The organism is Variovorax paradoxus (assembly GCF_009755665.1).
In the GTDB taxonomy this organism is placed as follows: domain Bacteria; phylum Pseudomonadota; class Gammaproteobacteria; order Burkholderiales; family Burkholderiaceae_C; genus Variovorax; species Variovorax paradoxus_G.
Map to the genome: position 1 here is coordinate 2,335,792 of NZ_CP046622.1, position 21,941 is coordinate 2,357,732.

The window sequence follows — 21,941 nt, forward strand, 5'->3', positions numbered from 1 at the left end:
GGAGGAGCATTCGTGAGCCGACCGACCAAGCATCTAAAAAAGACCCCACGCCGGCTGATCGGCCTTGCCGTGGCCGCGGCGGCGTGCCCGATGCCGGGCCAGGCGCAAGAAGCCGCGGCGCAGCCGGGCAGCCTGCCGGCCGTCGAAGTGGTCAGCACCACGCCCGTGCCGGGCATCGAGGTGCCCAAGGACCAGATCCCGTCGAACGTGCAGACGGCGGACGACCGGAGCCTGCGCCGCGCGCAGAGCCTGAACCTCCCCGATTTCATGTCCACGCAGCTGCCGAGCGTGAACGTGAACGAAATCCAGGGCAATCCGTACCAGGTCGATGTGAACTACCGCGGCTTTACCGCGAGCCCGGTGCTGGGCACGCCGCAGGGCCTGTCGGTGTACCAGGACGGGGTGCGCGTGAACGAGCCCTTCGGCGACGTGGTGAACTGGGACCTGATTCCGAGGGCGGCCATCTCGAGCATCACGCTCTTGCCGGGCTCCAACCCGCTGTTCGGGCTGAACACGCTCGGCGGTGCGCTGTCGCTGCAGACCAAGCGGGGCGATACGCACCCGGGCACCGAGCTGGAGCTGCAGGCCGGCTCCTTCGGCCGCGTGAGCACCGAGCTCACGCACGGACGCAAGCTGGGCGAGGGCGGACATCTGTTTCTCGCGCTTGGCGGGCTCAACGAAGACGGCTGGCGCAACTATTCGCCTTCGCGCGTGCGGCAGCTGTTTGCCAAGGTGGGGCAAGACAGCGGAAAGCTCTCCTGGGACCTGAGCTTTACCCACGGAGACAACCGCATGATCGGCAACGGCCTGCTGCCCGAGTCGATGCTGTCGCAGAACCGCAGGCAGGTGTACACGCGGCCCGACCGCACCGACAACCGCATGTCGATGCTGACGCTCAACGCCAGCTACCGGCTGAGCGACGTGCAGACGATTTCCATGACCGCCTACACGCGGCGCTCGCGCTACAGCACGCTCAACGGCGACCTCAACGACGACTTCGAACCGCCCGAGGTCGAAGAAACGGGCGTGGAGAACCGCACCTACACGCGGCAGCGCGGCGAGGGCGTGGCGCTGCAGTCGACCTACACGGCCGGCATTCACCAGCTGACCTTCGGCGCCTCGGTGGACCGTGCGCGCACGCACTTCCTGCAGACCGAGGCGGAGGGTTTTCTCGTCGGCACGCGCGCCGTGGTGCCGCAGGAAGAAGCCGAGGCCGACGCACTGCTCGCGGGCAAGAGCCGCACCACGAGCATCTATATTTCAGACCTGATCACGCTGCAGCCGAACCTGCAGCTCAGCCTTTCAGGCCGCTACAACGACACCCGCGTGTCCACCCGCGACGACGGGCGGGCCTTGCTCGGGCTTTCCACGCAGCTCGACGGCGAAGGCCGCTACAAGAAGTTCAACCCTGCCATCGGCCTGACGTGGCAGGCCACGCCTCGGCTCACGGCCTATGCCGGCTGGAGCCAGGGCAGCCGCGCGCCGAGCCCTATCGAGCTGGGCTGCTCCGACCCGGCCAACGCCTGCGTGCTGCCCAATGCACTGCAGTCCGATCCGCCGCTCAAGCAAGTGGTTTCGCAGACCTTCGAAACCGGGTTGCGCGGCACGCTCGACCATGGGCTGCGGTGGAACGCATCGGTGTTCCGCACGGTCAACAAGGACGACCTGCTGTTCGTCAGCAGCGGGCTCTCGCGCGGCTACTTCAGCAACTTTGGACGCACCCTGCGCCAAGGCGTGGAACTCGGCCTTTCGCAGCAGAGCGACAAGCTCGACTGGTCGCTGTCGTACAGCTACCTGCGCGCAAGGTACGACTCGCCGGCGTGCCTGGTGTCCGAATCGAACAGCACCGAAGAGACCAGCCCCGCTTGCACCGGCGAAGGCGAGATCGCGGTGCGCCCCGGAGACCGCCTGCCGGGCCTGCCGGCGCATTCGCTCAAGCTCAATGTCGACTGGCGGATCACGCCCAGCTGGAGCCTGGGCGCGCAGTACCGCGTGTATTCGCGGCAGACCGTGCGCGGCAACGAGAACGGCCTGCACGTGCCCGACGGAGCGGACTTCAGCGGCAGCGGCCGCATCGGCGGCTATGCGCTGCTCGACCTCACCACGCGCTGGAAGCTCGGGCGCAACGTGGAGCTTTTTGCCAAGGTGGCGAACGTGTTCAACCGCCGCTATGCCACCGCGGGACAGTTGGGCCACAACGGCTTTGACGCGAGCGGTGTGGTGGCGTCTCCGGACGCGTGGCGCAACTCGCAGTTCGTGGCGCCGGGCGCGCCGCGGGCCGTGTGGGTCGGCATGCGGGTGCAACTGGGCGCCTGAGCCCACGCGCCGAACGGTTCAGGCAGCGCGCCGTGCGCTGCGCTTCTTTGTCGGCGCCCGCGCCGCGGGCAGCGAACCCAGCTGCTGCTGGATCTGCGACTGCCCATGCATGCGCAGGTATTCCTCGAAAGCCAGCGCCACTTGCGGCAGCTGCCGCGACGCGAGGTGCATCACGTACCAGTCGCGCACCACGGGGTTGCCGGGCACGGGCAGCACGCCCAGCAGCCCTGCGTTCATCTCGAGCACGCAGGTGTGCATCGACAGAAAGGCGATGCCGAAGCCCGCGGCGCACATCTGCTTGATGGCCTCGTTGCTCGACAGCTCGGAGCCGATGCGCAGCGGCAGCCCCTGGTCCTTGAAGAAGCGTTCGACCGTGGTGCGGGTGCCCGAACCGCGCTCGCGCACCAGCATGCGCGTGTCCGAGAGCATGGCAAGCGTGGGCTTGGCCGCGGACATGAGCGGATGGCTCGGCGCCGCGAGAAAGGCCATCGGGTGCTTGGCGAAGGCGCTGGAGTCGGTCTTCAGCTCGGCGGGCGGGCGGCCCATGATGGCGATGTCGATCTCCTGGCCCGCGAGCATGCGCACGATTTCGTCGCGGTTGCCGACCTGCAGCTTGACCTTCACCTTCGGATGTTCCTTGGCGAAGTTCACCAATATGGGCGGCAGCAGGTATTCGGCCGTGGTGATCGCGCCCACACGCAGCGTGCCCGAGAACACGCCCTGCAGCATGGCCATTTCGTCGCCGGCTTCGCGCCACAGGTCGAGGATGCGGCCCGCATAGCCCGCCAGCAGTTCGCCCGCTTCGGTAAGCCGTATGCCGCGCCCCGTGCGCTGCACGAGCGGCGTGCCGGCCGATTCTTCGAGCGTACCGATCTGGATCGACACCGCCGGTTGCGTCAGGTGCATTTCGTCCGCGGCAAGTGAAACGCTGCCGAGCCGCGCCACGGCATGAAAGGTGGCGAGCTGGCGAAAGCTCGCGTGCTTGGAAAGAGGCATGACTGTGATATTAGTTTTGGCAAATGTGAATGTCAAAAGATTTAATTTTTCTTAATCTTTCACGAGGCCTACATTCAATTCACCAGACAGCACCAAACCCCTTCTTTTCGAGAGGCACTCCATGGGCAACATGAACGAAGCAATCCAGATCACCGACGCCAAGAAGCGCTACTCGGCCGGTGTGCTGAAGTACGCGCAGATGGGCTACTGGGACGGCGACTACGTGCCCAAGGACACAGACATCCTCGCGCTCTTTCGCATCACGCCGCAAGATGGCGTGGACGCCGTCGAAGCGGCCGCGGCCGTGGCCGGCGAATCGTCCACCGCCACCTGGACGGTGGTGTGGACCGACCGCCTCACCGCCTGCGACATGTACCGCGCCAAGGCCTACAAGGTGGAGCCGGTGCCCAACAACCCGGGCCAGTATTTCTGCTACGTGGCCTACGACCTCTCGCTGTTCGAAGAAGGCTCCATCACCAACGTCACGGCCTCCATCATCGGCAACGTGTTCAGCTTCAAGCCGTTGAAGGCGGCGCGGCTGGAGGACATGAAGTTTCCGGTGGCCTACGTCAAGACCTTTGCCGGCCCGCCGACCGGCATCGTGGTGGAGCGCGAGCGGCTCGACAAGTTCGGCCGGCCCTTGCTGGGCGCCACCACCAAGCCCAAGCTGGGCCTCTCGGGCCGCAACTACGGCCGCGTGGTGTATGAGGGCCTGCGCGGTGGGCTCGACTTCATGAAGGACGACGAGAACATCAACTCGCAGCCGTTCATGCACTGGCGCGACCGCTTTCTCTTCGTGATGGACGCGGTCAACAAGGCCAGCGCCGCCACCGGCGAGGTGAAGGGCAGCTACCTGAACGTCACCGCCGGCACCATGGAAGAGATGTACCGCCGCGCGCAGTTTGCCAAGGAGCTCGGCTCGGTGATCGTGATGATCGACCTGGTCGTCGGCTACACGGCCATCCAGTCGATGAGCCACTGGTGCAGGCAGAACGACATGATCCTGCACCTGCACCGCGCGGGCCATGGCACCTACACGCGCCAGAAGAACCACGGCGTGAGCTTCCGGGTCATCGCCAAGTGGATGCGCCTTGCGGGCGTGGACCACATCCATGCGGGCACCGCAGTCGGCAAGCTCGAGGGCGACCCGATGACGGTGCAGGGCTACTACAACGTGTGCCGCGACACGCACACCAAGGTCGACCTGCCGCGCGGCATCTACTTCGACCAGGACTGGGGCGCGCTGCGCAAGGTGATGCCGGTGGCTTCGGGCGGCATTCATGCGGGTCAGATGCACCAGCTGCTCGACCTGTTCGGCGATGACGTGGTGCTGCAGTTCGGCGGTGGAACCATCGGGCATCCGCAGGGCATCCAGGCCGGGGCCACGGCCAACCGGGTGGCGCTCGAAGCCATGGTGCTGGCCCGCAACGAAGGGCGCGACATTGCCAACGAGGGGCCGCAAATATTGCGCGACGCGGCCAAGTGGTGCACGCCGCTGGCGGCCGCGCTCGACACGTGGGGCGAGATCTCCTTCAACTACGCCTCCACCGACACGTCGGACTACGTGCCCACGCCGTCGATGGCCTGACGCGACCCGTTCACCTTTTTCCTGGAGCAAGCGACATGCGAATCACACAAGGCACTTTTTCCTTCTTGCCCGACCTGAGCAACGAGCAGATCAGCCGCCAGGTCGAGTATTGCCTGGACAAGGGCTGGGCCATCGGTCTCGAATACACCGACGACCCGCACCCGCGCAACACCTTCTGGGAGATGTTCGGCAACCCGATGTTCGACATCAAGGATGCGGCCGGCGTCATGCTCGAGCTCGCGGCCTGCCGCAAGACCTTTCCGCAGCAGTACATCCGCGTGACGGCGTTCGATTCGACGCATGGCACCGAGTCGGTGGTGATGTCGTTCATCGTCAACCGTCCCTCCAACGAGCCGGGCTTTCGCCTTATTCGCACCGAGGAGCCGGGCCGCACGATCCGCTACAGCATCGAGAGCTACGCGGCGCAGGCGCGACCCGAAGGCAGCCGGTACTGAGCGGAACACGCCACGCGCACGCATTGCCAGAGGCACGCATGGACGCCACCGAAACTCCCACCGCCCCGGCCGTTGCCACGGCGCCGAAGCAGCTCTTCGAGTCTTCGGGCGTGAAGGCGCTGCTCGACCAGCTCGATGCCGAGCTGATCGGCCTGGCGCCGGTGAAGGGGCGCATCCGCGACGTTGCGGCGCTGCTCCTTATCGACAAGCTGCGCCAGGAACAGGGGCTGCAGTCGCAGCCGCCTTCGCTGCACATGTCTTTTACTGGCAACCCTGGCACCGGCAAGACCACGGTGGCCATGCGCATGGCCGAGGTGCTCAAGCAGCTGGGCTATGTGCGCAAGGGCCACCTGGTGGCGGTGACGCGCGACGACCTGGTGGGTCAGTTCATAGGCCACACGGCGCCCAAGACCAAGGAAGTGATCAAGAAGGCCATGGGCGGCGTGCTGTTCATCGACGAGGCTTACTACCTGTACCGGCCCGAGAACGAGCGCGACTACGGGCAGGAGTCGATCGAGATATTGCTGCAGGTGATGGAGAACCAGCGTGACGACCTGGTGGTGATTCTTGCGGGCTACAAGGACCGCATGGAGACCTTCTTCAGCAGCAACCCGGGCATGGCTTCTCGCATTGCGCACCACATCGATTTTCCGGACTACAGCGAAGCCGAGCTCATGCAGATTGCGCAGCTCATGCTGGGGCGGCTGAACTACAGCTTCGACGACGGCGCGGTGTCCACCTTTGGGCGTTATGTGAGCCTCCGGCGCAGCCAGCCGCACTTTGCCAATGCGCGGTCGATCCGCAATGCGCTCGACCGCATCCGGCTGCGCCACGCCACGCGCCTCTTCGGTAGCGAGAACGCCCTGACGCGCGAGCAGCTTTGCACGCTCGAGGCGCAAGACATCCTGGCGAGCCGCGTCTTCAACCCGCCGGCCGATTCCGCGCCGGCAGCAGGAGCAAGCAAATGAGCATCGAAGCCCTTGTATTCGACGTGGACGGCACCCTGGCCGACACCGAGGAAGTGCACCGCATGGCCTTCAACCTTGCGTTCGACCAGCTGGGGCTCGGCTGGCACTGGGAGCAGGCCGAGTACCGCTCGCTGCTGGCCGTGACGGGCGGCAAGGAGCGCATGAAGGCCTACATCGACTCGCTTCCCCTGGCCACAGCTGACAAGAAGCGCCTGCACGAACGCGTGCCCGAGATCCATGCCGCAAAGACGCAGCACTACACCGACATGGCGCGCCGCGGCGGCATTGCGCTGCGCCCCGGCGTGCTGCGGTTTCTTGAAGAGGCCCAGAACGCCGGCTTGCGGCTGGCCATTGCCAGCACCACCACCGCCGTCAACATAGATGCGCTGCTGCAGGCCACGCTGGGCCCGCGCGGCCTCACGATGTTCGATGTGATTGCCTGCGGCGACCAAGTGCGCGCAAAGAAGCCGGCTTCCGACATCTACCTGCTGGCGCTCGAAACGCTGGGTGTGCCGCCCGAGCGCGCCATCGCCATCGAAGACTCGCCCAACGGCTTGCGCTCCGCCCTTGGGGCCGGCCTATGGACGCTGGTCACGCCCACCTTCTGGACCGAAGGCAGCGACTTCCGCGGTGCGGGGCTGGTGCTGCCCGGGCTCGGAGACGCGGCCGATCCACTGCCCGGCGAACCCGGCGGCCAGCTCCAGCGTGCGCCATGGCTCGGAATCGACGAACTGCTGGAAATGGCCTCCACGGCGCCGCAGCTCAATGCCGTGCAGGCGCTCTACCGGGAGGGCTGTTGACATGCAGAACCCGAAAACCGCTCCGCCGCCGCCCGGCCAGCCGATGCGCATTGCGCCCAGCCTGCTGTCCGCCAATTTCGCGCGGCTCGGCGAAGAAGTGTCGGCGGTCATCGAAGCCGGTGCCGACCTGATCCATTTCGACGTCATGGACAACCACTATGTACCGAATCTGACAATCGGCCCGCTGGTGTGCGAGGCCATCAGGCCCTACGCGACGGTGCCGATCGACGTGCACCTGATGGTCAAGCCGGTCGATGCGCTGATCCCGATGTTCGCGGAGGCGGGCGCCTCGATCATTTCTTTTCACCCGGAGGCCACCGAGCACATCGACCGCACGGTCCGGCTCATCACGGCCAGCGGCTGCAAGGCCGGGCTGGTGCTCAACCCCGCCACGCCGCTGCAGGTGCTCGACCATGTGCTGGACCAGCTCGACCTGGTGCTGCTGATGTCGGTCAACCCCGGCTTCGGCGGGCAGAGCTTCATCGAGAGCGTGCTGCCGAAGATCGAGGCGGTGCGCCGCCGCATCGATGCGAGCGGGCGCGACATCTGGCTCGAGGTGGACGGCGGCGTGAAGCCCGGCAACGCGGCGCGCATCGGCGCGGCGGGCGCCGACACGCTGGTGGCGGGCTCCGCGGTCTTCAGCGGCGGCCGCTACCGCGAAGCCATCGACGCGATCCGCACCCAGGCGCTTCAGGGGCGGCTTGCCGTGGAAGGGTGTCCCGCATGACGAAGGACCTGCGCGGCATCGACGCCATCGCCTTCGACCTGGACGGCACCCTGGTCGACAGTGCCCCCGACATTCGCGAGGCGCTGAATGCCGCGCTCCGACAGGAAGGACTGGCCCGCTTCGACCTGGACACCGTGCGCGCGTGGATCGGCGACGGCCCTGACGCGCTCATCCTGCAGGCCCTGCGCCGGCAAGGCGTGCCGGGCGATGAGGCACTGCGCCTGCGGCTGCGCCGCGCGTTCGATGCCGTCACGCTGGCGGCGCCATTGCAGTTCGGCGGCGTGTTCGAAGGCATTGCGGAACTGGTCGCCGGGCTGCGCCGCACGCTGCCGATGGTGGTGGTGACCAACAAGCCGACGCCGCTGGCACGCGCCGTGCTGGATGCCGCAAGTCTGCTGCCGGCGATGGCGGGGGTCTACGGCGCCGACGCCGCGGCGCAGCGCAAGCCCGCGCCTTTCCTGTTGCAGGCTGCGGCGCGCCAGTTGGGTGTGGAACCCGCGCGGCTGCTGATGGTGGGCGACGGTCCGGCCGACCTGCTGGCGGCGCATGCGGCCGGCTGTCCGGCGGCGCTGGTGGCATGGGGCTATGGCGGCCATGCGGCGGCGGCCGGCGCGGCGCCTGCCTGGCGCGTCGCCACGCCGCAGCAGCTGCTGCTGACGGTGCGCGAGTCGCGCCCCGTGCGGCGCGACGAAGAAACGACGACGACCAGAGTTTGAAAAATCCAACAGGAGACGATCATGCCCATTGCAGGCAAGGCCACGCTGACCCAATACATCATCGAGGAGCGCCGCCGCCACCCCGGTGCCACGGGCGCGCTCAACGCGCTCATCACCGACGTCTCGCTGGCCTGCAAGGCAATCTCGCGCAAGGTGGCGCTCGGCGCGCTGGGCGATGTGCTGGGCAGCGCCAGCACGCAGAACGTGCAGGGCGAAGAGCAGAAGACGCTCGACGTGCTGAGCAACGACATGTTCCTGCGCGCCAACGAATGGGGCGGCCACGTGGCGGGCATGGTGTCTGAAGAAATGGAAGAGCCCTACCTGCCGCCGCAGCAGTATCCGCGCGGCAAGTACCTGCTGCTGTTCGATCCGCTCGATGGCTCGTCGAACATCGATGTGAATGTGGCGGTGGGCAGCATCTTCTCGATACTGCGCGCGCCGACGCTCGACGCCGATGCCAAGCCCGAAGACTTTTTGCAGCCAGGCACCGAGCAGGTGGGCGCCGGTTATGCGATCTACGGGCCTTCGACCATGCTGGTGCTCACGCTGGGCAACGGCACGCATGCGTTCACGCTCGACCCGCAGCTGGGCGAATGGGTGCTGAGCCACCCGAACCTGAGTATTCCGCGGCAGACCAGCGAGTTTGCAATCAACGCGTCGAACAGCCGCTTCTGGGAGCCGGCGGTGAAGCGCTATGTCGACGAATGCCTGGCCGGCAAGGAGGGGCCGCGCGGCATCGACTTCAACATGCGGTGGATCGCCTCCCTGGTGGCCGAGACGCATCGCATCCTGATGCGCGGTGGCGTTTTCATGTACCCGCGCGACAGCAAGGAATCGGGCCGCGACGGGCGCTTGCGGCTGCTGTACGAGGCCAACCCGATTTCATTCTTGATCGAGCAGGCCGGCGGCATGGCCAGCACCGGGCGGCGGCGGCTGATGGCGGTGGAGCCGGAGTCGATTCACCAGCGCATCGGCTTCGTCTTCGGTTCGTCGGAAGAGGTGGCGCGCGTGGAGGCCTACCACAGCGAAGACCCGCAGGACACCTACCAGGCGCCGCTCTTCGGTAAACGCGGACTCTTTGCGACCGCTGCCTGAGCGGTTGCAGAGCGGTTGCGGCACAGCTTTTTTTATCTCCCCAAGGCCACCATGTCAGCCAAACATCCCATCGTTGCCATTACCGGTTCGTCCGGCGCGGGCACCACGTCCGTCACGCGAACATTCGAGAACATCTTTCGGCGCGAAAGCGTCAAGGCGGCCATTGTGGAGGGCGACAGCTTTCACCGCTACGACCGCAATTCGATGAAGGTAGCCATGGCCGAAGCCGAGGCCGCCGGCAACCGCAACTTCAGCCACTTTGGCGAGGATGCGAACCTGTTCGCCGAACTGGAGGCGCTGTTTCGCGACTACGGCGAATGCGGCGCCGGCCGCAGCCGCAAGTACCTGCACGACGCACAGGAAGCCGCGCCCTTCAAGCAGGAGCCCGGCACCTTCACCGAATGGGAGACGCTGCCCGCCAGCGAGCTGCTGTTCTACGAAGGCCTGCACGGCGGCGTGACGACGGAGAAGGTCGACATTGCGCGCCATGTGGACCTGCTGATTGGCGTGGTGCCGGTGATCAACCTCGAGTGGATCCAGAAGCTGCACCGCGACAAGAACACACGCGGCTATTCGACCGAGGCCGTGACCGACGTGATTCTCAGGCGCATGAACGAGTACGTGCACTACATCTGCCCGCAGTTCACGCGCACGCACATCAACTTTCAGCGCGTGCCGGTGGTGGACACCTCCGACCCGTTCATTGCGCGGACCATTCCAAGCCCGGACGAAAGCCTGGTGGTGATCCGTTTCGCCAACCCGATCGGCTTCGACTTTCCGTACCTGCTGAGCATGCTGCACGACTCGTTCATGTCGCGCGCCAACACGCTGGTGGTGCCGGGCGGAAAGATGGAGCTGGCCATGCAGCTGATCTTCACACCGATGATCCTGCGCCTGATGGAGCGCCGCAAGAAGGCCTATGCGATCTGACGCGCCGCGCACTGCCTGCACACCGCACAAAACCATCAACAGGATCTTCGGCATGACGATTGAAAACCTTGCCTTGCGCACGCAATGTGCCAACGCGATTCGAGCGCTGGCCATGGACGCCGTGCAAGCCGCCAACTCGGGCCACCCAGGCATGCCGATGGGCATGGCCGACATTGCCGAGGCGCTGTGGCGCCACCGGCTGCGGCACGACCCGACCGACCCGCGCTGGATGAACCGCGACCGCTTTGTTGTTTCCAACGGCCATGGTTCGATGCTGCTCTATGCACTGCTGCACCTGAGCGGCTATGCACTGCCGATGGATGAGCTGCGGCGCTTTCGGCAATTGCATTCGCGCACGCCGGGGCATCCGGAGTTTGGCCTGACGCCCGGTGTGGAAACAACCACCGGGCCGCTGGGGCAGGGCATCAGCAACGCGGTGGGCATGGCCTTGGCCGAGAAGCTGCTGGCTGAAGAATTCAACCGGCCCGGGCATGAGGTGATCGACCACCGCACCTATGTGTTTCTGGGTGACGGCTGCCTGATGGAAGGCATCAGCCACGAAGCGTGCTCGCTTGCCGGCACGTGGCGGCTCAGCAAGCTGGTGGCCTTTTACGACGACAACGGCATCTCGATCGACGGCGAGGTCGGCGGCTGGTTCAGCGACGACACGCCGGGCCGCTTCGAGGCCTATGGCTGGACGGTGCTGCGCGATGTCGACGGCCACGATGCAGCGGCGCTCGATGCGGCCATTGCAGCGGCCACCGCGGCGGACCGGCCAGTGCTGGTGTGCTGCAAGACGCGCATCGGCCAGGGCTCGCCAAACCGCGCCGGCACGGCCAAGGCGCATGGCGAAGCATTGGGCGACGCCGAGATTGCGCTGACGCGAGAAGCGCTCGGCTGGAGCGCCGCGCCCTTCGAGGTGCCGCCTTCGGTTGCCCAGGCCTGGTCGGCGCGCGAGAAGGGCGCCGCATTGCACCAGGCGTGGCAAGAGCGCTTTGCGGCCTATGCGCATGAGCACCCGGTGCTTGCGCGCGAGCTGCTGCGTCGCCACCGCACCGATGCGCCGCTCACCGCGCAGGTCGAAGATGCTTTGGCTTCGGCCGCGGCCGGTGCGGAGCAGCGCAAGGCGTCCATCGCCACGCGCAAGGCCTCGCAGCAGGTGCTCGACGAGGTCGGCCCCGCCATGCCGGAGCTGATCGGCGGCTCGGCCGACCTGACGGGATCGAACCTCACGGACTGGAAGGGCCACCGCGCGCTCAAGGGCACGGGCACAGGCAATCACGTGCACTACGGCGTGCGCGAGTTCGGCATGGCGGCCATCATGAACGGGCTTGCGCTGCACGGCGGCTTTCGTCCGTTCGGCGGCACGTTCTTGACCTTCTCCGACTACGCGCGCAACGGCGTGCGCATGTCGGCGCTGATGAAGCTGCCGGTCGTCTATGTCTTCACGCACGACTCCATCGGCCTCGGCGAAGACGGCCCAACGCACCAGCCGGTGGAGCATGCATCGAGCCTGCGCCTGATTCCCGATGTCGATGTGTGGCGGCCTGCCGATGCGACTGAAACCGCGGTGGCCTGGCGGGAGGCGCTGCGCCGCATGGACGGCCCGAGCTGCCTGCTGCTCACGCGGCAGGCGCTCCCGCATGCGGGTGAAGACGGTGCACGCATCGAAGCGATTGCGCGCGGCGCCTATGTGCTGCGGCGCCCGCAGTCGGAATGCGTGGCCTTGCTGGCAAGCGGCTCCGAGGTCGGCGTTGCGTTGGCCGCCGCGGCCTTGCTGGCAAAGGAGGGCATCGAAGCCCGCGTGGTTTCCGTGCCGTGCATGGACGTGTTCGAGCGCCAGGACGCCGCGTGGCGCCATGCGGTCATTCCGCGCCATTTGCCGCGCCTGGCGGTGGAGGCCGGCAGCACCGGCCTGTGGTGGAAGTTCGTCGGCGAATACGGCGACGTGGTCGGGCTCGACCGCTTCGGCGAATCAGCCCCGGCCGGCGAACTGTTCGAGCTGTTCGGCCTGACCGCGGAGGTGGTGGCCGAGCGTGCGCGCCGCCTGCTGGCCGCCGAGGCGCTGCAGGACGGCGGCCGCTGACCTCATCCATTTGCATTTCCCACATCCACAGGAGCTTTCCATGGCCATGATTTCGCTGCGTCAGTTGCTCGACCACGCGGCCGAGCACCAGTACGGCGTGCCGGCGTTCAACGTCAACAACCTGGAGCAGATCCAGGCCATCATGCAGGCGGCGAAAAAGACCGACAGCCCTGTGATCCTGCAGGCCTCGGCCGGTGCGCGCAAATACGCGGGCGAGCCTTTCCTGCGCAAGATGGTCGAGGCGGCGGTGGAGATGTACCCGGAGATCCCGATCGTGATGCACCAGGACCATGGCGCCAGCCCCTCGATGTGCATGCAGGCCATTCGCTCGGGCTTTACCAGCGTGATGATGGACGGCTCGCTGATGGAAGACGCCAAGACCCCTGCGAGCTACGACTACAACGTGGGCGTGACACGCCGCGTGGTTGAAATGGCGCATGCGGTCGGCGTCTCGGTGGAGGGCGAACTGGGCTGCCTGGGGTCGCTGGAGTCGGGCATGGCGGGAGAGGAAGACGGCAGCGGCGCCGAAGGCGTGCTCTCGCACGACCAATTGCTGACCGATCCGCAGCAGGCGGCCGACTTCGTCTCGCGCACCGGGGTGGATGCATTGGCCATTGCCATCGGCACCTCGCACGGCGCCTACAAGTTCAGCCGCAAGCCGACCGGCGACATTCTTGCAATCGACCGCATCAAGGACATTCACGCGCGCATTCCGAAGACGCACCTGGTGATGCACGGCTCTTCGTCGGTGCCGCAAGAATGGCTGGCCGTGATCCGCGACTACGGCGGTGAGATCAAGGAAACCTACGGCGTGCCGGTGGAAGAAATTCAGGAAGGCATTCGGCACGGGGTGCGCAAGGTCAACATCGACACCGACATTCGGCTGGCCATGACGGGCGCCATGCGCCGGGCCATGGGCAGCGACCGCAGCGAGTTCGATCCGCGCAAGTTCCTGAAGGAGGCGACCGCGGCCGCGCGCGACCTGTGCATCGACCGGTTCCAGGCCTTCGGTGCCGCCGGCATGGCGGGCAGGATCAAGCCGGCGGCGCTGTAGCGTTGCTGCCTATTGGCAGGCGAAGCTCGAGGCCGATTCGAGCGGGCCGCCCAGGTAGACCGCGGTCTTCGGATAGGGGCACAGCGGCCGCGTGCGGGTGGGCGACCAGTCGGCGGGCAGCTCGGCATTGACCACGTTGGCGCCAGCGCCGCGGGCCCTGGCAATCACCGTGGCCGGAGCCTTGCCCTGTTCGACCCACGCCACCAGCGGCGTCAGCATGTCGAACTGGTCGGTGGCGGGGCCGCCGCCGCAATGGTTCATGCCGGGCACGGGAAAGAAGCGCGCAAAGCCCGATGCATCGCCGCCATTGGCCGTGCGCAGCTGCTCGTACCAGCGGGTGGTGTCGTCCGACGAGAACACCGCATCGCTGGTGCCGTGGTAGACCATGAGCTTGCTGCCGCGATCGCGAAGCGCCGACAGGTTGGCGGGGTCGGGCGGCGTCATGAACGACATTGCCGATTCGGTGTAGACCGCGTTGCTCGCGAAGATGGTCGGGGCGTCGGCGTCCATGCTGAACCCGAGCGCGAAATCGATACCGAAGGGGCGGCTTGGCGCCAGCGGCGGCGTGCTGAACACGAAGCCGACCGCGGCGGTGTCGAGGTTCTGCGAATTGGAGAACTCCCATTGGCGCCAGTCGGCCCCCTTGATGCCGGCGTCGAACGGAAAGCTGCTGTAGAGCGCGGTGCCCGCGCTGTTTCGCGCGCCGGCAAAGATGTTGCCGAGCACGTTCTTCTGGGTGGCCGTGAGGCAACTGCCGGTGCGGGCGCCGCCGCAGGTGGGCACGTCCCTGGCAAGGTCGAAGGCCTGCTTGCACGCCTGCACATCCGCAACGATGCCGTCGGCCGCGCCGTCGAGTGCATCGCAGCGCGCAAGCACCGCGTCAGCCACCGTGCTCATTTCCGCGGGTGTAAAGGCGGTTTGCAGGTCCGGCTTGCCGGCCGGTGTGTTGGCGGTGGTAACCCGGGCGTATTGCTGCACGCCGTAAAGCTGGGCCACCGCGGCCTTCGGCAGGTTGAAGCCGGGGTTGCCGGCCAGGATGCCGTCGTACTGGCCGGCGAACCTTGCCGCGGCCACCATCGCGTGGCGGCCGCCGTTCGAGCAGCCGCCGAAGTAGGAGCGATCGGGCTCGCGGCCGTAGGCCTTGGCAATGAGGTTCTTGGCCATGGGCGTGAGTTGCGCAACGGCGTTGTAGCCGTAGTCCAGCCGCGCCTGCGGATCGATGCCGAAGGTCGGAATCTGCGCGCCCGAGTGCCCCGCGTCGGAACTGATGACCGCGAACCCCATGTGCAGCGCGGTGGTGGTCGGCGCACCGCCGCCCACGCTGCCGGTGGCCCGCGCCACGTTGCCGTCGAGGCCGCCGTTGGCCTGGTAGAAGAACCGGCCGTTCCAGTTGACGGGCAGGCGCATCTCGAAGCCGATGGCGTAGGTCTTGCCGTCGACGCTGCTGGTGCGCTGGTTCATCTGGCCCTGCACAAGGCAGTGCTCGGGCGCGGGCGTGCTCGCGCCGGCCACGGTGAGCGCGCCGGCGGCCACGGAGCTCACGCTGGTGTACACGGTGCTGCCGAACGCCGCCTTGCCGGCGAGATCGGTGCACGACTGCAGCGTGCCCGGGCGCGCTTCCGATGGCGTGGAGCCGCCGGGGGGGGGCCGGCGGAACGAACGGGAAGCCACCCCGCCGCCCCCGCCGCCCCCGCCACCACCCCCGCCGCAGGCCGCCAGCAGGGATGCCGCGGCAAAAGCCGCCCATGCAGGGCGGAACGAAGAGAACACGGATTGAACCATCGCTGTCTCCTTTCAGCCGGGGCGGCCCGGCTCATCAATAAAGTTATTTCACGTAATCAATATAGTTTTGATCCATAACTAAAAAATAGGGCAAACCCTTGCGGCGGAACCGGTCATGGCAGACTTCAGGACATTTCCTGAACTTCTTGGCGGCGTTTGCCGCGGCGAAAGAACCCCGATGCTTGAACTCCTGACGGATCCCCAGGTCTGGATTGCCTTTGCGACCTTGACTGCGCTCGAGCTGGTGCTGGGCATCGACAACATCATCTTCATCTCCATCCTGGTCGACAAACTGCCGCCCGAAAAGCGCGAGTTCGCGAGGCGGGTGGGGCTGTTCATGGCCATGTTCATGCGCATCGGGCTGCTGCTGGTGCTTGCCTGGATCGTGGGCCTGGTCAACCCGCTTTTCTCGGTGCTCGGCAAGGGCATCTCGGGGCGCGACCTGATCCTGATCCTGGGCGGGCTGTTCCTGATCTGGAAGAGCACGAGCGAGGTTCACCAGTCGCTCGAAGGCGGCCACGAGCAGAAGTCCAACGCGGTGAAGGCCACCTTCGCGGCGGTCATCCTGCAGATCATGATCATCGACCTGGTGTTCTCGCTGGACTCCATCATTACCGCGGTGGGCATGGTGGACGACGTGCGGGTGATGATCGCCGCGGTCATCGTGTCGGTGCTGCTCATGATGCTGTTCGCCAGCCCCATTGGCCGCTTCGTGTCCAACCACCCCACCATCAAGATGCTGGCGCTGGCCTTCCTGGTGGTGGTGGGCGTGGTGCTCGTCGCCGAAGGTTTCGGGCACCACGTGCCCAAGGGCTACGTGTACTTTGCAATGGCTTTCTCGCTGGCCGTGGAAATGCTCAACATCAGGCTGCGCAAGAAAGCGGCCAAGGCGGTGGAACTGCGTCCGCCCCACATACCGGGCGACTGACTACTCCAGCGTGAAGCCGATCTTCACCGTGACCTGCCAGTGCGCGATCTTGCCGTCCACGACGTGGCCGCGCGTTTCGGTCACGGTGAACCACTGGATATTGCGCACCGTCTCGTGTGCCTTGGCGATGGCGGTTTGCACCGCTTCTTCGATGCTGACGGGGGACGAGCCGGTGAGCTCCAGCGACTTGTAGACGTGATTCGACATGTCTGTGCTCCTTGTAATGGTGGAAACATCGTAGTCATCGCCGGCTGCAAGGGCAAACGCAGGAGTTGTTGTTCCGGCATGCGCGAATCGTCGCTGGAGGCGCGGGCCTAGTCCGCGTAAACGCCCGCCGCCTTGATGATCGGCGTCCACTTGGCGATTTCATCCGCCACGAACTTCCTGTGGCCTTCGGGTTCGATGCGCCCGTCGGTGGCCACCACCGCGCCAAGGGCTTCTTCGCGCTTGATGAAGTCGGCATCGCGCAATGCGGCCTTCATGGCCTCATTGAGCTTTTTCAGCACCGGTGCCGGCGTGCCCTTGGGGGCATACAGGCCGTGCCAGATGGTGACCTGGAAGTTCTTCAGGCCCGACTCGTCCAGCGTGGGCAGGTCTTTCAGCAGCGGCGTCGCCAGCCGCTTGGGCGAGGTGACTGCGTAGGCCTTGACCTTCTTCGCCTCGATCTGCGGCGAGGTGTTGGTGGTCTGGTCGCACAACAGATCGATCTGCCCGCCGATCAAATCCGTAATGGCCGGCGCGGTGCCCTTGTAGGGCACTGGCGTCATGTCGGTCCTGGTGGCGCTCTGGTAGAGCAGGCCGCACAGGTGCGAAGCAGAGCCCACGCCGGCATTGCCGATGTTGATCTTGCCCTTGTTGGCTGCAATCCAGACGGTCAGTTCCTTGTAGTTGCCGGCCTCGATGGCGGGTTTGGAGATGAGCGTCATCGGCACGTCGTTGACGATGCCGAGGTACTCGAAATCGCTCTCGACCTTGAACGGCAGGTTGCGCACCAGCGTCGGCACGGTGGCCATTGCAATGTGGTTCAGCAGCAGGGTGTAGCCGTCGGGCTTGGCGCGCGCCACCTTGGCCGCGCCGATGGAACTGCCGGCGCCGGGCACGTTGTCGATGATCACGCTCACACCGCCCAGGGGCTTGCGCAGCGCTTCGGCCAGGTCACGCGCCACGCGGTCGGTCGGGCCACCGGCCGCAAAGGGCACGACGATGGTCACCGGCTTTCCCGCTGGAAAGTCTTGCGCATGCGCGCCCATGGCCAAGGTCAGCGCCGCAAAGGCGAACAGTTTTTTCATGGAAGTCTCCGTCAAGTAAAAAATGGAAATCAGGGGGCTCGCACCGGTACGCGGCTCTCAAGCGTGGGCGGCTGCCAATCGGGGGTGATGTGGCAGCCGTTCTTGCCGTCCGTGTCGTAGCGCTGGGCCAGCGATGCGCAGCGCTGCGCAAGGCTTTGCGGCGTGGGCTTTTCGCCCTTGTCGATCCAGTCGAGCAGGGCGGTGAAGAGCGCGGGGTATTCCGAATCGCTCAGGTAGCTGTGCTCGCGCTCCGCGCTGAAGCTCTGCACCAGCTGGCCGCCGGTGCCGGCCGTGTCGCGGATGCGGCGGTAGGCGCTTTCGAGTTCGACGAAAGCGGTCGGATCGTCGATGGCATGCAGCGCCAGCGTGGGCAGCGCGGTGCGCCCGGTCGGCTGGCTGTCGACCGCCAGGGCGCCCTTGGCCTGCGGATCGGCGGCGTAGCGCAGCACGCCGGCATTGAGCGCCGCATCATCGGCCGAGCCCTGGTAAACCACGCCGATGTTGCCGAACGGATTGCGGCCGGCCAGGCGCTTTTGCACCAGGTCCTGGAACAGCCAAGTGGCCCAGTTCAGGTGGCCGAGCAGCGAGCGCTCTTCGATCTTCACCACCGAGAGAATGGTCTTGAGCCGTGCGGCCTGCTCCGGCGTGCGCTGCGCGGCGGGCATGCCGACGCCGGTGCATTCCTTGACGCGCGCGGCCAGCTCGGCGCGAGTGAGTCTCGAATCGGCCGGCAGGCCCATCCACAGCGGGTACTGCGGCTCGTCGGCGCGCGGATGGTTGCGGCACACGTATTGGTACACCACGCGCAGGTCGAGCCGGAAGTCATAGGCGCTGTTGCCGCCGCCAAGCACGCCGCTGGTGAGCAGAAGGCCGTCGTAGGGCGACTTTGCACCGTCCGCAGGCGCGTACAGCTCGGCCGCTTTTGCCGCCACGCCCGCGCCGTAGCTCTGCCCATGCAGCAGCGTGCGCTGCGGCTGTCCGAACTGGCGCACGAAGATCTGGCGCAGCCGCTCGATGTCTTCCGCCGCCATCGTCACGCCGTAGCCGCCGCGGCGGTAGGTGGAGCCAGCCCACGCGTAACCGGCTTTCACGGTGATCGCCCAGCGCTTCAGGTCTTCCTGGCTGCGCTCCAGCTTGGGCGGCCCTGTCTCCGGCCCGCCGTGCGCATGCATCACGAGCACGCCGCGGTTCCAGTCTTTCGGAATGGCGATCCAGTAGAAAGCTCCGCTGCCGTCTTCGCCGATGTAGCAGCGTGTGGCCTCAGGCACGGGCGCGGGGCAACTTGCCGGTGTGGGTGCCAATTTGGCTGCAGAAGCCGCATGCGCCGAAAGCGGCAGCGCGGTGCCCAGCAGCGCGAACGCGGCCAGCGTCGAAAGTTGTTTTTTCAATGTCGTACTCCGAGTTCCAGCGCCGCGTTCGTTCCTGCCGTGGAAACGAATCCGAGGACGCCGCTGTTGAAGATGAAGTTGCCCGGCCGGCCCGCATCGGCCTGCACCGCCCCGAGCACCGGTGTGTCGTAGCTGAGGGATGCAGAGGTGCCGCCCAGGTTGAAGCTGCTGCCCGCTACCGTGGCCTCGCGGTTCTGGCCCGTTACGGCGGCCATGGCGTAGCTGCCGTCCGCCGTGCCGGGCGTCAGCGTCTGCTGCAGGCCGAACATGCGCAGGCCGGCGTTGGCGGCCGACTCGCGCACCAGGTGCACCGGCACCGCGGCGCCGTTCACGAGCCCGATCACCATCGACCCCGTGAGCGTGCCGCCGGTGGTCACGGCGCCGCCGCTGGGCGAGGTGGTTCGCAGGTCGAAGGCCCCGCGCGCGGTGTTATAGGTGATGTAGCCCTTTTCCGTTTGCGTGCATGTGGCGTCGTAGGTCATGAAACCGCCGGTGACCGGATCGCGGCAATACTGGAAAGTGCCCGCATTGCGCAGCCGCACCGAAGACGCATGCGCCGTCGCACCGCCCGTGCCCTGCTGCACGCCCACTGCGTTGAAGATATTGGCCACCGGGTTGAACACCGCCGGTGCGGCCGTGTTCTCGAAGGTGTTCTGGAACGCGATCAGCGGCGCAAAGCCGCCGCCGCTCGGCGCATTCACTCCCCCCAGCAGCACGCCGCCTGGCGCAAAGCTGAAGACAGCCGCGCTTTCGCCGCTCGCATAGCTGCAGCTGCCCTGCGCCACCAGCGAGCCGCTGCGCTGCGTGCCAACCGCGCGCTGCAGGCTGGCATCGATGGTCACGGTGTAAGCCATGGTGGCCGGATCGATGTCGATGCGCAGTTCCTCGCCGAAGCTGTTGCCGCCCTTGTAGCTGGTCGGGGCAGCCGGCAGGTTGGGGCAGGCCAGCGGATCGCCGACCTCGGTCACGCAGCTGTAGTTGACCGCCGCGTCGAGGCTGCCGCTGCCGCGGTACTTCGGCCATGCCGGAAACCGGCACAGCGGGCGCGTGCGGCCATAAGTGCCGGCCACCGCATCGACCGCCACGCCGGTGGCAGGCGCCAGGCCTCCCTCCACCCAGCCCTCGAGCGCAGCGAGCGAGTCCCAGTTGGGAATGAAGCTGCCCGTGCCGTGGCCCATGCCGGGCACGGTGTAGAAGCGCACATGCTCGTCCACGGCGGCCTGGCCCACGGTGGCGATGAGCTGCTTGTAGTAGTCGATGGTCGAGTTGGGGCTGATCACCTCGTCGGCCAGGCCGTGCAGCATGATGACCCGGCCGCCGCGCGCGAAGAAGGGTGCGAGGTTGGGGTTGGTGGCATCGGTAAGCGCCGACACCTCGCTCACGCGCGCGGCGAAAGCGCCCGGGTCCAGCGGATCGAAGCCCAGCGAGTCGAAGCTGTCGATGCGCGTGACGAAGTACTTCACCCACTGGTCGCCCGTGACGTACATGTTGGCGTCGGCCGAGGTGGCGGGATTGCCCGGCACCTTTCGCGTGCCCAGGTCGCGCGTGGTGTAGGGGCCCGCCACCAGTGCGCCTTCAAGGATGTTGTAGCCGCCTGCACGCTTTACGCCGTTGGCCAGCGAGTAGGTGCTGAACTCGAGCGGCGATTCGATGGTGCGCACGGTGGCAAGCTGCGCGTCCGAAAGGCAGCTGTCGCCGGCGTCGGTGCCGCCGCTGCAGCGCAGCGACGCGAGGATCTGCGTGTTCAGCAGCCGGCAGCTTTCCACGTTGCTCACGATGTTGTCGGCCGCGCCGTCGAGCTTGTCGCAGGCCTGCATGGCCGCCTTTTGCACCAGCAGCGTCTTGGCCACGTTCATCCAGCCGGCGCCGCCGTTGTTGTACAGCGCGCGGCCCACCGCCACGTTCGATAGCCGCGTACCGGTGTAGTTGAGCGCGGGCTCGTTGGCAATCACGCCGTCGTAGTCTTGTGGCCAACGCTGGATGTAGCTGAGCGCATCGCGCCCACCGGTGGAGGTGCCGAGAAAGTAGGCGTAGGCGGGCTCGATGCCGTAGCGCGCGAGCACCAGCGCCTGCGCCACGTCGCGCGTCTTCTTGAGCGAATTGCCGCCGTAGTTGGCAAGCTGCTCGTCGTTGGCGGCAAAGCGCCCGTCGGTGATGCTGCTCGACTGGTGGCCCGAATCGTCGCCGTAGGTCGCATATCCCAGCGCAAGCGGGGCGGGCTTGCCCGCGGGGCCGAAGCGGATGACCTCGGTGCCGTCGATCAGCACGCCGTCGAAGCCGCCACCGCCGAAGTGAATGGTCTTGCGGTTCCATTTTTCGGGCAGGTTGACTGCGAAGTTGATGGCTTGGGAAGCAGGGTCCATCGGCTGGATGGAACCGCGCACGCGGCAGTAGTCGCCGAGCCGGTTTCCGGCGTCGGTTGCGGCCACCGGCGTGGCGCTGGTGACGGTTGCGCCCTGCGTGGGCAGGCTGATGAGCGAGGCAGGCAGGCTCTTGCCGGCGAGATCCGTGCAGGCAACCACCGGCTGCACGGGCGGCGGCGGCGGGTTGTCGGGCGGATCGGTATCGGGCGTGCCGCCATTGGACGGGGGCGGGGGCGATGCGATCGGAAGGAAGCCGGCGCCGGCACCACCGCCGCCACCACCACCGCAGGCGGCCAGAACCAGCGAAATACCGACCACCGCAACGAACGAACGGCAGGCGCGAAAGGGCGCGTCAAGCAATGCAGAAAAGCGCGAGTTGCGCATGGACTTGTCTCCGGAATGCGGCCTCGGTGGGCCGCTTTTTTGAATGAGCGGCCGGACGATAGGTGCACGGTGACCT

18 protein-coding genes are annotated in these 21,941 nt (G+C 66.6%); 12 read left to right on the plus strand and 6 right to left on the minus strand.

Annotated elements, in window-relative coordinates; genetic code table 11:
- Positions 1-12 precede the first annotated feature (12 nt).
- Positions 13-2,316 (plus strand): TonB-dependent receptor, encoded by a 2,304-nt coding sequence (locus GOQ09_RS11005; RefSeq protein ID WP_165442077.1) that lies wholly within the window; start codon positions 13-15, stop codon positions 2,314-2,316.
- Between the two features lie 18 nt (positions 2,317-2,334).
- On the opposite strand, the gene GOQ09_RS11010 is transcribed toward GOQ09_RS11005, so the two are convergent.
- On the minus strand, positions 2,335-3,312 hold the full coding sequence (locus GOQ09_RS11010; protein ID WP_157613459.1) for a LysR family transcriptional regulator: 978 nt from the start codon (positions 3,310-3,312) through the stop codon (positions 2,335-2,337).
- Positions 3,313-3,433: 121 nt separating this feature from the next.
- Here GOQ09_RS11010 and GOQ09_RS11015 point away from each other — a divergent pair, with 121 nt between their 5' ends.
- From GOQ09_RS11015 to fba, 10 genes are read left to right on the plus strand one after another with little or no spacing between them, the layout of a single operon-like run.
- Positions 3,434-4,900, plus strand: a complete 1,467-nt coding sequence (locus tag GOQ09_RS11015; RefSeq protein WP_157613460.1) for a form I ribulose bisphosphate carboxylase large subunit — start codon at positions 3,434-3,436, stop codon at positions 4,898-4,900.
- Positions 4,901-4,935: 35 nt separating this feature from the next.
- Positions 4,936-5,355: a ribulose bisphosphate carboxylase small subunit gene (locus GOQ09_RS11020; protein ID WP_157613461.1), complete on the plus strand. Its 420-nt coding sequence runs from the start codon at positions 4,936-4,938 to the stop codon at positions 5,353-5,355.
- A gap of 38 nt (positions 5,356-5,393) precedes the next feature.
- Complete coding sequence (gene cbbX, locus GOQ09_RS11025; RefSeq protein WP_157613462.1) at positions 5,394-6,323, plus strand: CbbX protein; 930 nt, start codon at positions 5,394-5,396, stop codon at positions 6,321-6,323.
- The gene (locus GOQ09_RS11030; protein WP_157613463.1) at positions 6,320-7,123 is read left to right on the plus strand and encodes an HAD-IA family hydrolase; all 804 of its coding nucleotides are present in this window, start codon (positions 6,320-6,322) and stop codon (positions 7,121-7,123) included. The genes cbbX and GOQ09_RS11030 overlap by 4 nt, the downstream gene beginning before the upstream one ends.
- Position 7,124: 1 nt before the next feature.
- The gene (gene rpe, locus GOQ09_RS11035; RefSeq protein ID WP_242631074.1) at positions 7,125-7,850 is read left to right on the plus strand and encodes a ribulose-phosphate 3-epimerase; all 726 of its coding nucleotides are present in this window, start codon (positions 7,125-7,127) and stop codon (positions 7,848-7,850) included.
- Positions 7,847-8,566 (plus strand): HAD-IA family hydrolase, encoded by a 720-nt coding sequence (locus tag GOQ09_RS11040; RefSeq protein WP_157613464.1) that lies wholly within the window; start codon positions 7,847-7,849, stop codon positions 8,564-8,566. Before rpe ends, GOQ09_RS11040 begins: the two co-directional genes overlap by 4 nt.
- Before the next feature lie 21 nt (positions 8,567-8,587).
- A complete protein-coding gene (locus GOQ09_RS11045) occupies positions 8,588-9,661 on the plus strand; it encodes a class 1 fructose-bisphosphatase (RefSeq protein WP_157613465.1) in 1,074 nt (357 codons plus the stop codon).
- Positions 9,662-9,712: 51 nt separating this feature from the next.
- Positions 9,713-10,591, plus strand: a complete 879-nt coding sequence (locus GOQ09_RS11050) for a phosphoribulokinase (RefSeq protein WP_157613466.1) — start codon at positions 9,713-9,715, stop codon at positions 10,589-10,591.
- Positions 10,592-10,643: 52 nt separating this feature from the next.
- Positions 10,644-12,677 (plus strand): transketolase, encoded by a 2,034-nt coding sequence (tkt, locus tag GOQ09_RS11055; RefSeq protein WP_157613467.1) that lies wholly within the window; start codon positions 10,644-10,646, stop codon positions 12,675-12,677.
- 40 nt (positions 12,678-12,717) lie between these two features.
- Positions 12,718-13,731, plus strand: a complete 1,014-nt coding sequence (fba, locus tag GOQ09_RS11060; protein ID WP_157613468.1) for a class II fructose-bisphosphate aldolase — start codon at positions 12,718-12,720, stop codon at positions 13,729-13,731.
- A 9-nt stretch (positions 13,732-13,740) separates the two neighbouring features.
- On the opposite strand, the gene GOQ09_RS11065 is transcribed toward fba, so the two are convergent.
- Positions 13,741-15,513, minus strand: coding sequence for a tannase/feruloyl esterase family alpha/beta hydrolase (locus GOQ09_RS11065; protein WP_157613469.1), 1,773 nt, complete (start codon positions 15,511-15,513; stop codon positions 13,741-13,743).
- A gap of 178 nt (positions 15,514-15,691) precedes the next feature.
- Here GOQ09_RS11065 and GOQ09_RS11070 point away from each other — a divergent pair, with 178 nt between their 5' ends.
- Complete coding sequence (locus GOQ09_RS11070) at positions 15,692-16,441, plus strand: TerC family protein (protein WP_157613470.1); 750 nt, start codon at positions 15,692-15,694, stop codon at positions 16,439-16,441.
- Here the strand turns inward: GOQ09_RS11070 and GOQ09_RS11075 are convergent, their stop codons facing one another.
- The 4 genes from GOQ09_RS11075 to GOQ09_RS11090 all read right to left on the minus strand — a co-directional run bounded on the left by GOQ09_RS11075 (position 16,442) and on the right by GOQ09_RS11090 (position 21,865).
- Positions 16,442-16,648 (minus strand): dodecin, encoded by a 207-nt coding sequence (locus GOQ09_RS11075; protein WP_157613471.1) that lies wholly within the window; start codon positions 16,646-16,648, stop codon positions 16,442-16,444.
- A gap of 107 nt (positions 16,649-16,755) precedes the next feature.
- The gene (locus GOQ09_RS11080) at positions 16,756-17,730 is read right to left on the minus strand and encodes a tripartite tricarboxylate transporter substrate-binding protein (RefSeq protein ID WP_157613472.1); all 975 of its coding nucleotides are present in this window, start codon (positions 17,728-17,730) and stop codon (positions 16,756-16,758) included.
- Between the two features lie 29 nt (positions 17,731-17,759).
- Positions 17,760-19,118 carry a hypothetical protein gene (locus tag GOQ09_RS11085; RefSeq protein ID WP_157613473.1) on the minus strand — a complete coding sequence of 453 codons (1,359 nt, stop codon included), beginning with the start codon at positions 19,116-19,118 and terminating at the stop codon, positions 17,760-17,762.
- A complete protein-coding gene (locus GOQ09_RS11090; protein WP_157613474.1) occupies positions 19,115-21,865 on the minus strand; it encodes a tannase/feruloyl esterase family alpha/beta hydrolase in 2,751 nt (916 codons plus the stop codon). The genes GOQ09_RS11085 and GOQ09_RS11090 overlap by 4 nt, the downstream gene beginning before the upstream one ends.
- Positions 21,866-21,941 lie beyond the last annotated feature (76 nt).

What these genes read in the sequence shown, in the direction of transcription:
- GOQ09_RS11080 (WP_157613472.1), bottom strand. Translation starts at nt 17,730, where the DNA reads ATGAAAAAACTGTTCGCCTTTGCGGCGCTGACCTTGGCCATGGGCGCG.
- cbbX (WP_157613462.1), top strand. Translation starts at nt 5,394, where the DNA reads ATGGACGCCACCGAAACTCCCACCGCCCCGGCCGTTGCCACGGCGCCG.
- GOQ09_RS11015 (WP_157613460.1), top strand. Translation starts at nt 3,434, where the DNA reads ATGGGCAACATGAACGAAGCAATCCAGATCACCGACGCCAAGAAGCGC.
- GOQ09_RS11045 (WP_157613465.1), top strand. Translation starts at nt 8,588, where the DNA reads ATGCCCATTGCAGGCAAGGCCACGCTGACCCAATACATCATCGAGGAG.
- GOQ09_RS11030 (WP_157613463.1), top strand. Translation starts at nt 6,320, where the DNA reads ATGAGCATCGAAGCCCTTGTATTCGACGTGGACGGCACCCTGGCCGAC.
- GOQ09_RS11090 (WP_157613474.1), bottom strand. Translation starts at nt 21,865, where the DNA reads ATGCGCAACTCGCGCTTTTCTGCATTGCTTGACGCGCCCTTTCGCGCC.
- GOQ09_RS11010 (WP_157613459.1), bottom strand. Translation starts at nt 3,312, where the DNA reads ATGCCTCTTTCCAAGCACGCGAGCTTTCGCCAGCTCGCCACCTTTCAT.
- rpe (WP_242631074.1), top strand. Translation starts at nt 7,125, where the DNA reads ATGCAGAACCCGAAAACCGCTCCGCCGCCGCCCGGCCAGCCGATGCGC.
- tkt (WP_157613467.1), top strand. Translation starts at nt 10,644, where the DNA reads ATGACGATTGAAAACCTTGCCTTGCGCACGCAATGTGCCAACGCGATT.
- fba (WP_157613468.1), top strand. Translation starts at nt 12,718, where the DNA reads ATGGCCATGATTTCGCTGCGTCAGTTGCTCGACCACGCGGCCGAGCAC.
- GOQ09_RS11050 (WP_157613466.1), top strand. Translation starts at nt 9,713, where the DNA reads ATGTCAGCCAAACATCCCATCGTTGCCATTACCGGTTCGTCCGGCGCG.
- GOQ09_RS11065 (WP_157613469.1), bottom strand. Translation starts at nt 15,513, where the DNA reads ATGGTTCAATCCGTGTTCTCTTCGTTCCGCCCTGCATGGGCGGCTTTT.
- GOQ09_RS11075 (WP_157613471.1), bottom strand. Translation starts at nt 16,648, where the DNA reads ATGTCGAATCACGTCTACAAGTCGCTGGAGCTCACCGGCTCGTCCCCC.
- GOQ09_RS11040 (WP_157613464.1), top strand. Translation starts at nt 7,847, where the DNA reads ATGACGAAGGACCTGCGCGGCATCGACGCCATCGCCTTCGACCTGGAC.
- GOQ09_RS11020 (WP_157613461.1), top strand. Translation starts at nt 4,936, where the DNA reads ATGCGAATCACACAAGGCACTTTTTCCTTCTTGCCCGACCTGAGCAAC.
- GOQ09_RS11070 (WP_157613470.1), top strand. Translation starts at nt 15,692, where the DNA reads ATGCTTGAACTCCTGACGGATCCCCAGGTCTGGATTGCCTTTGCGACC.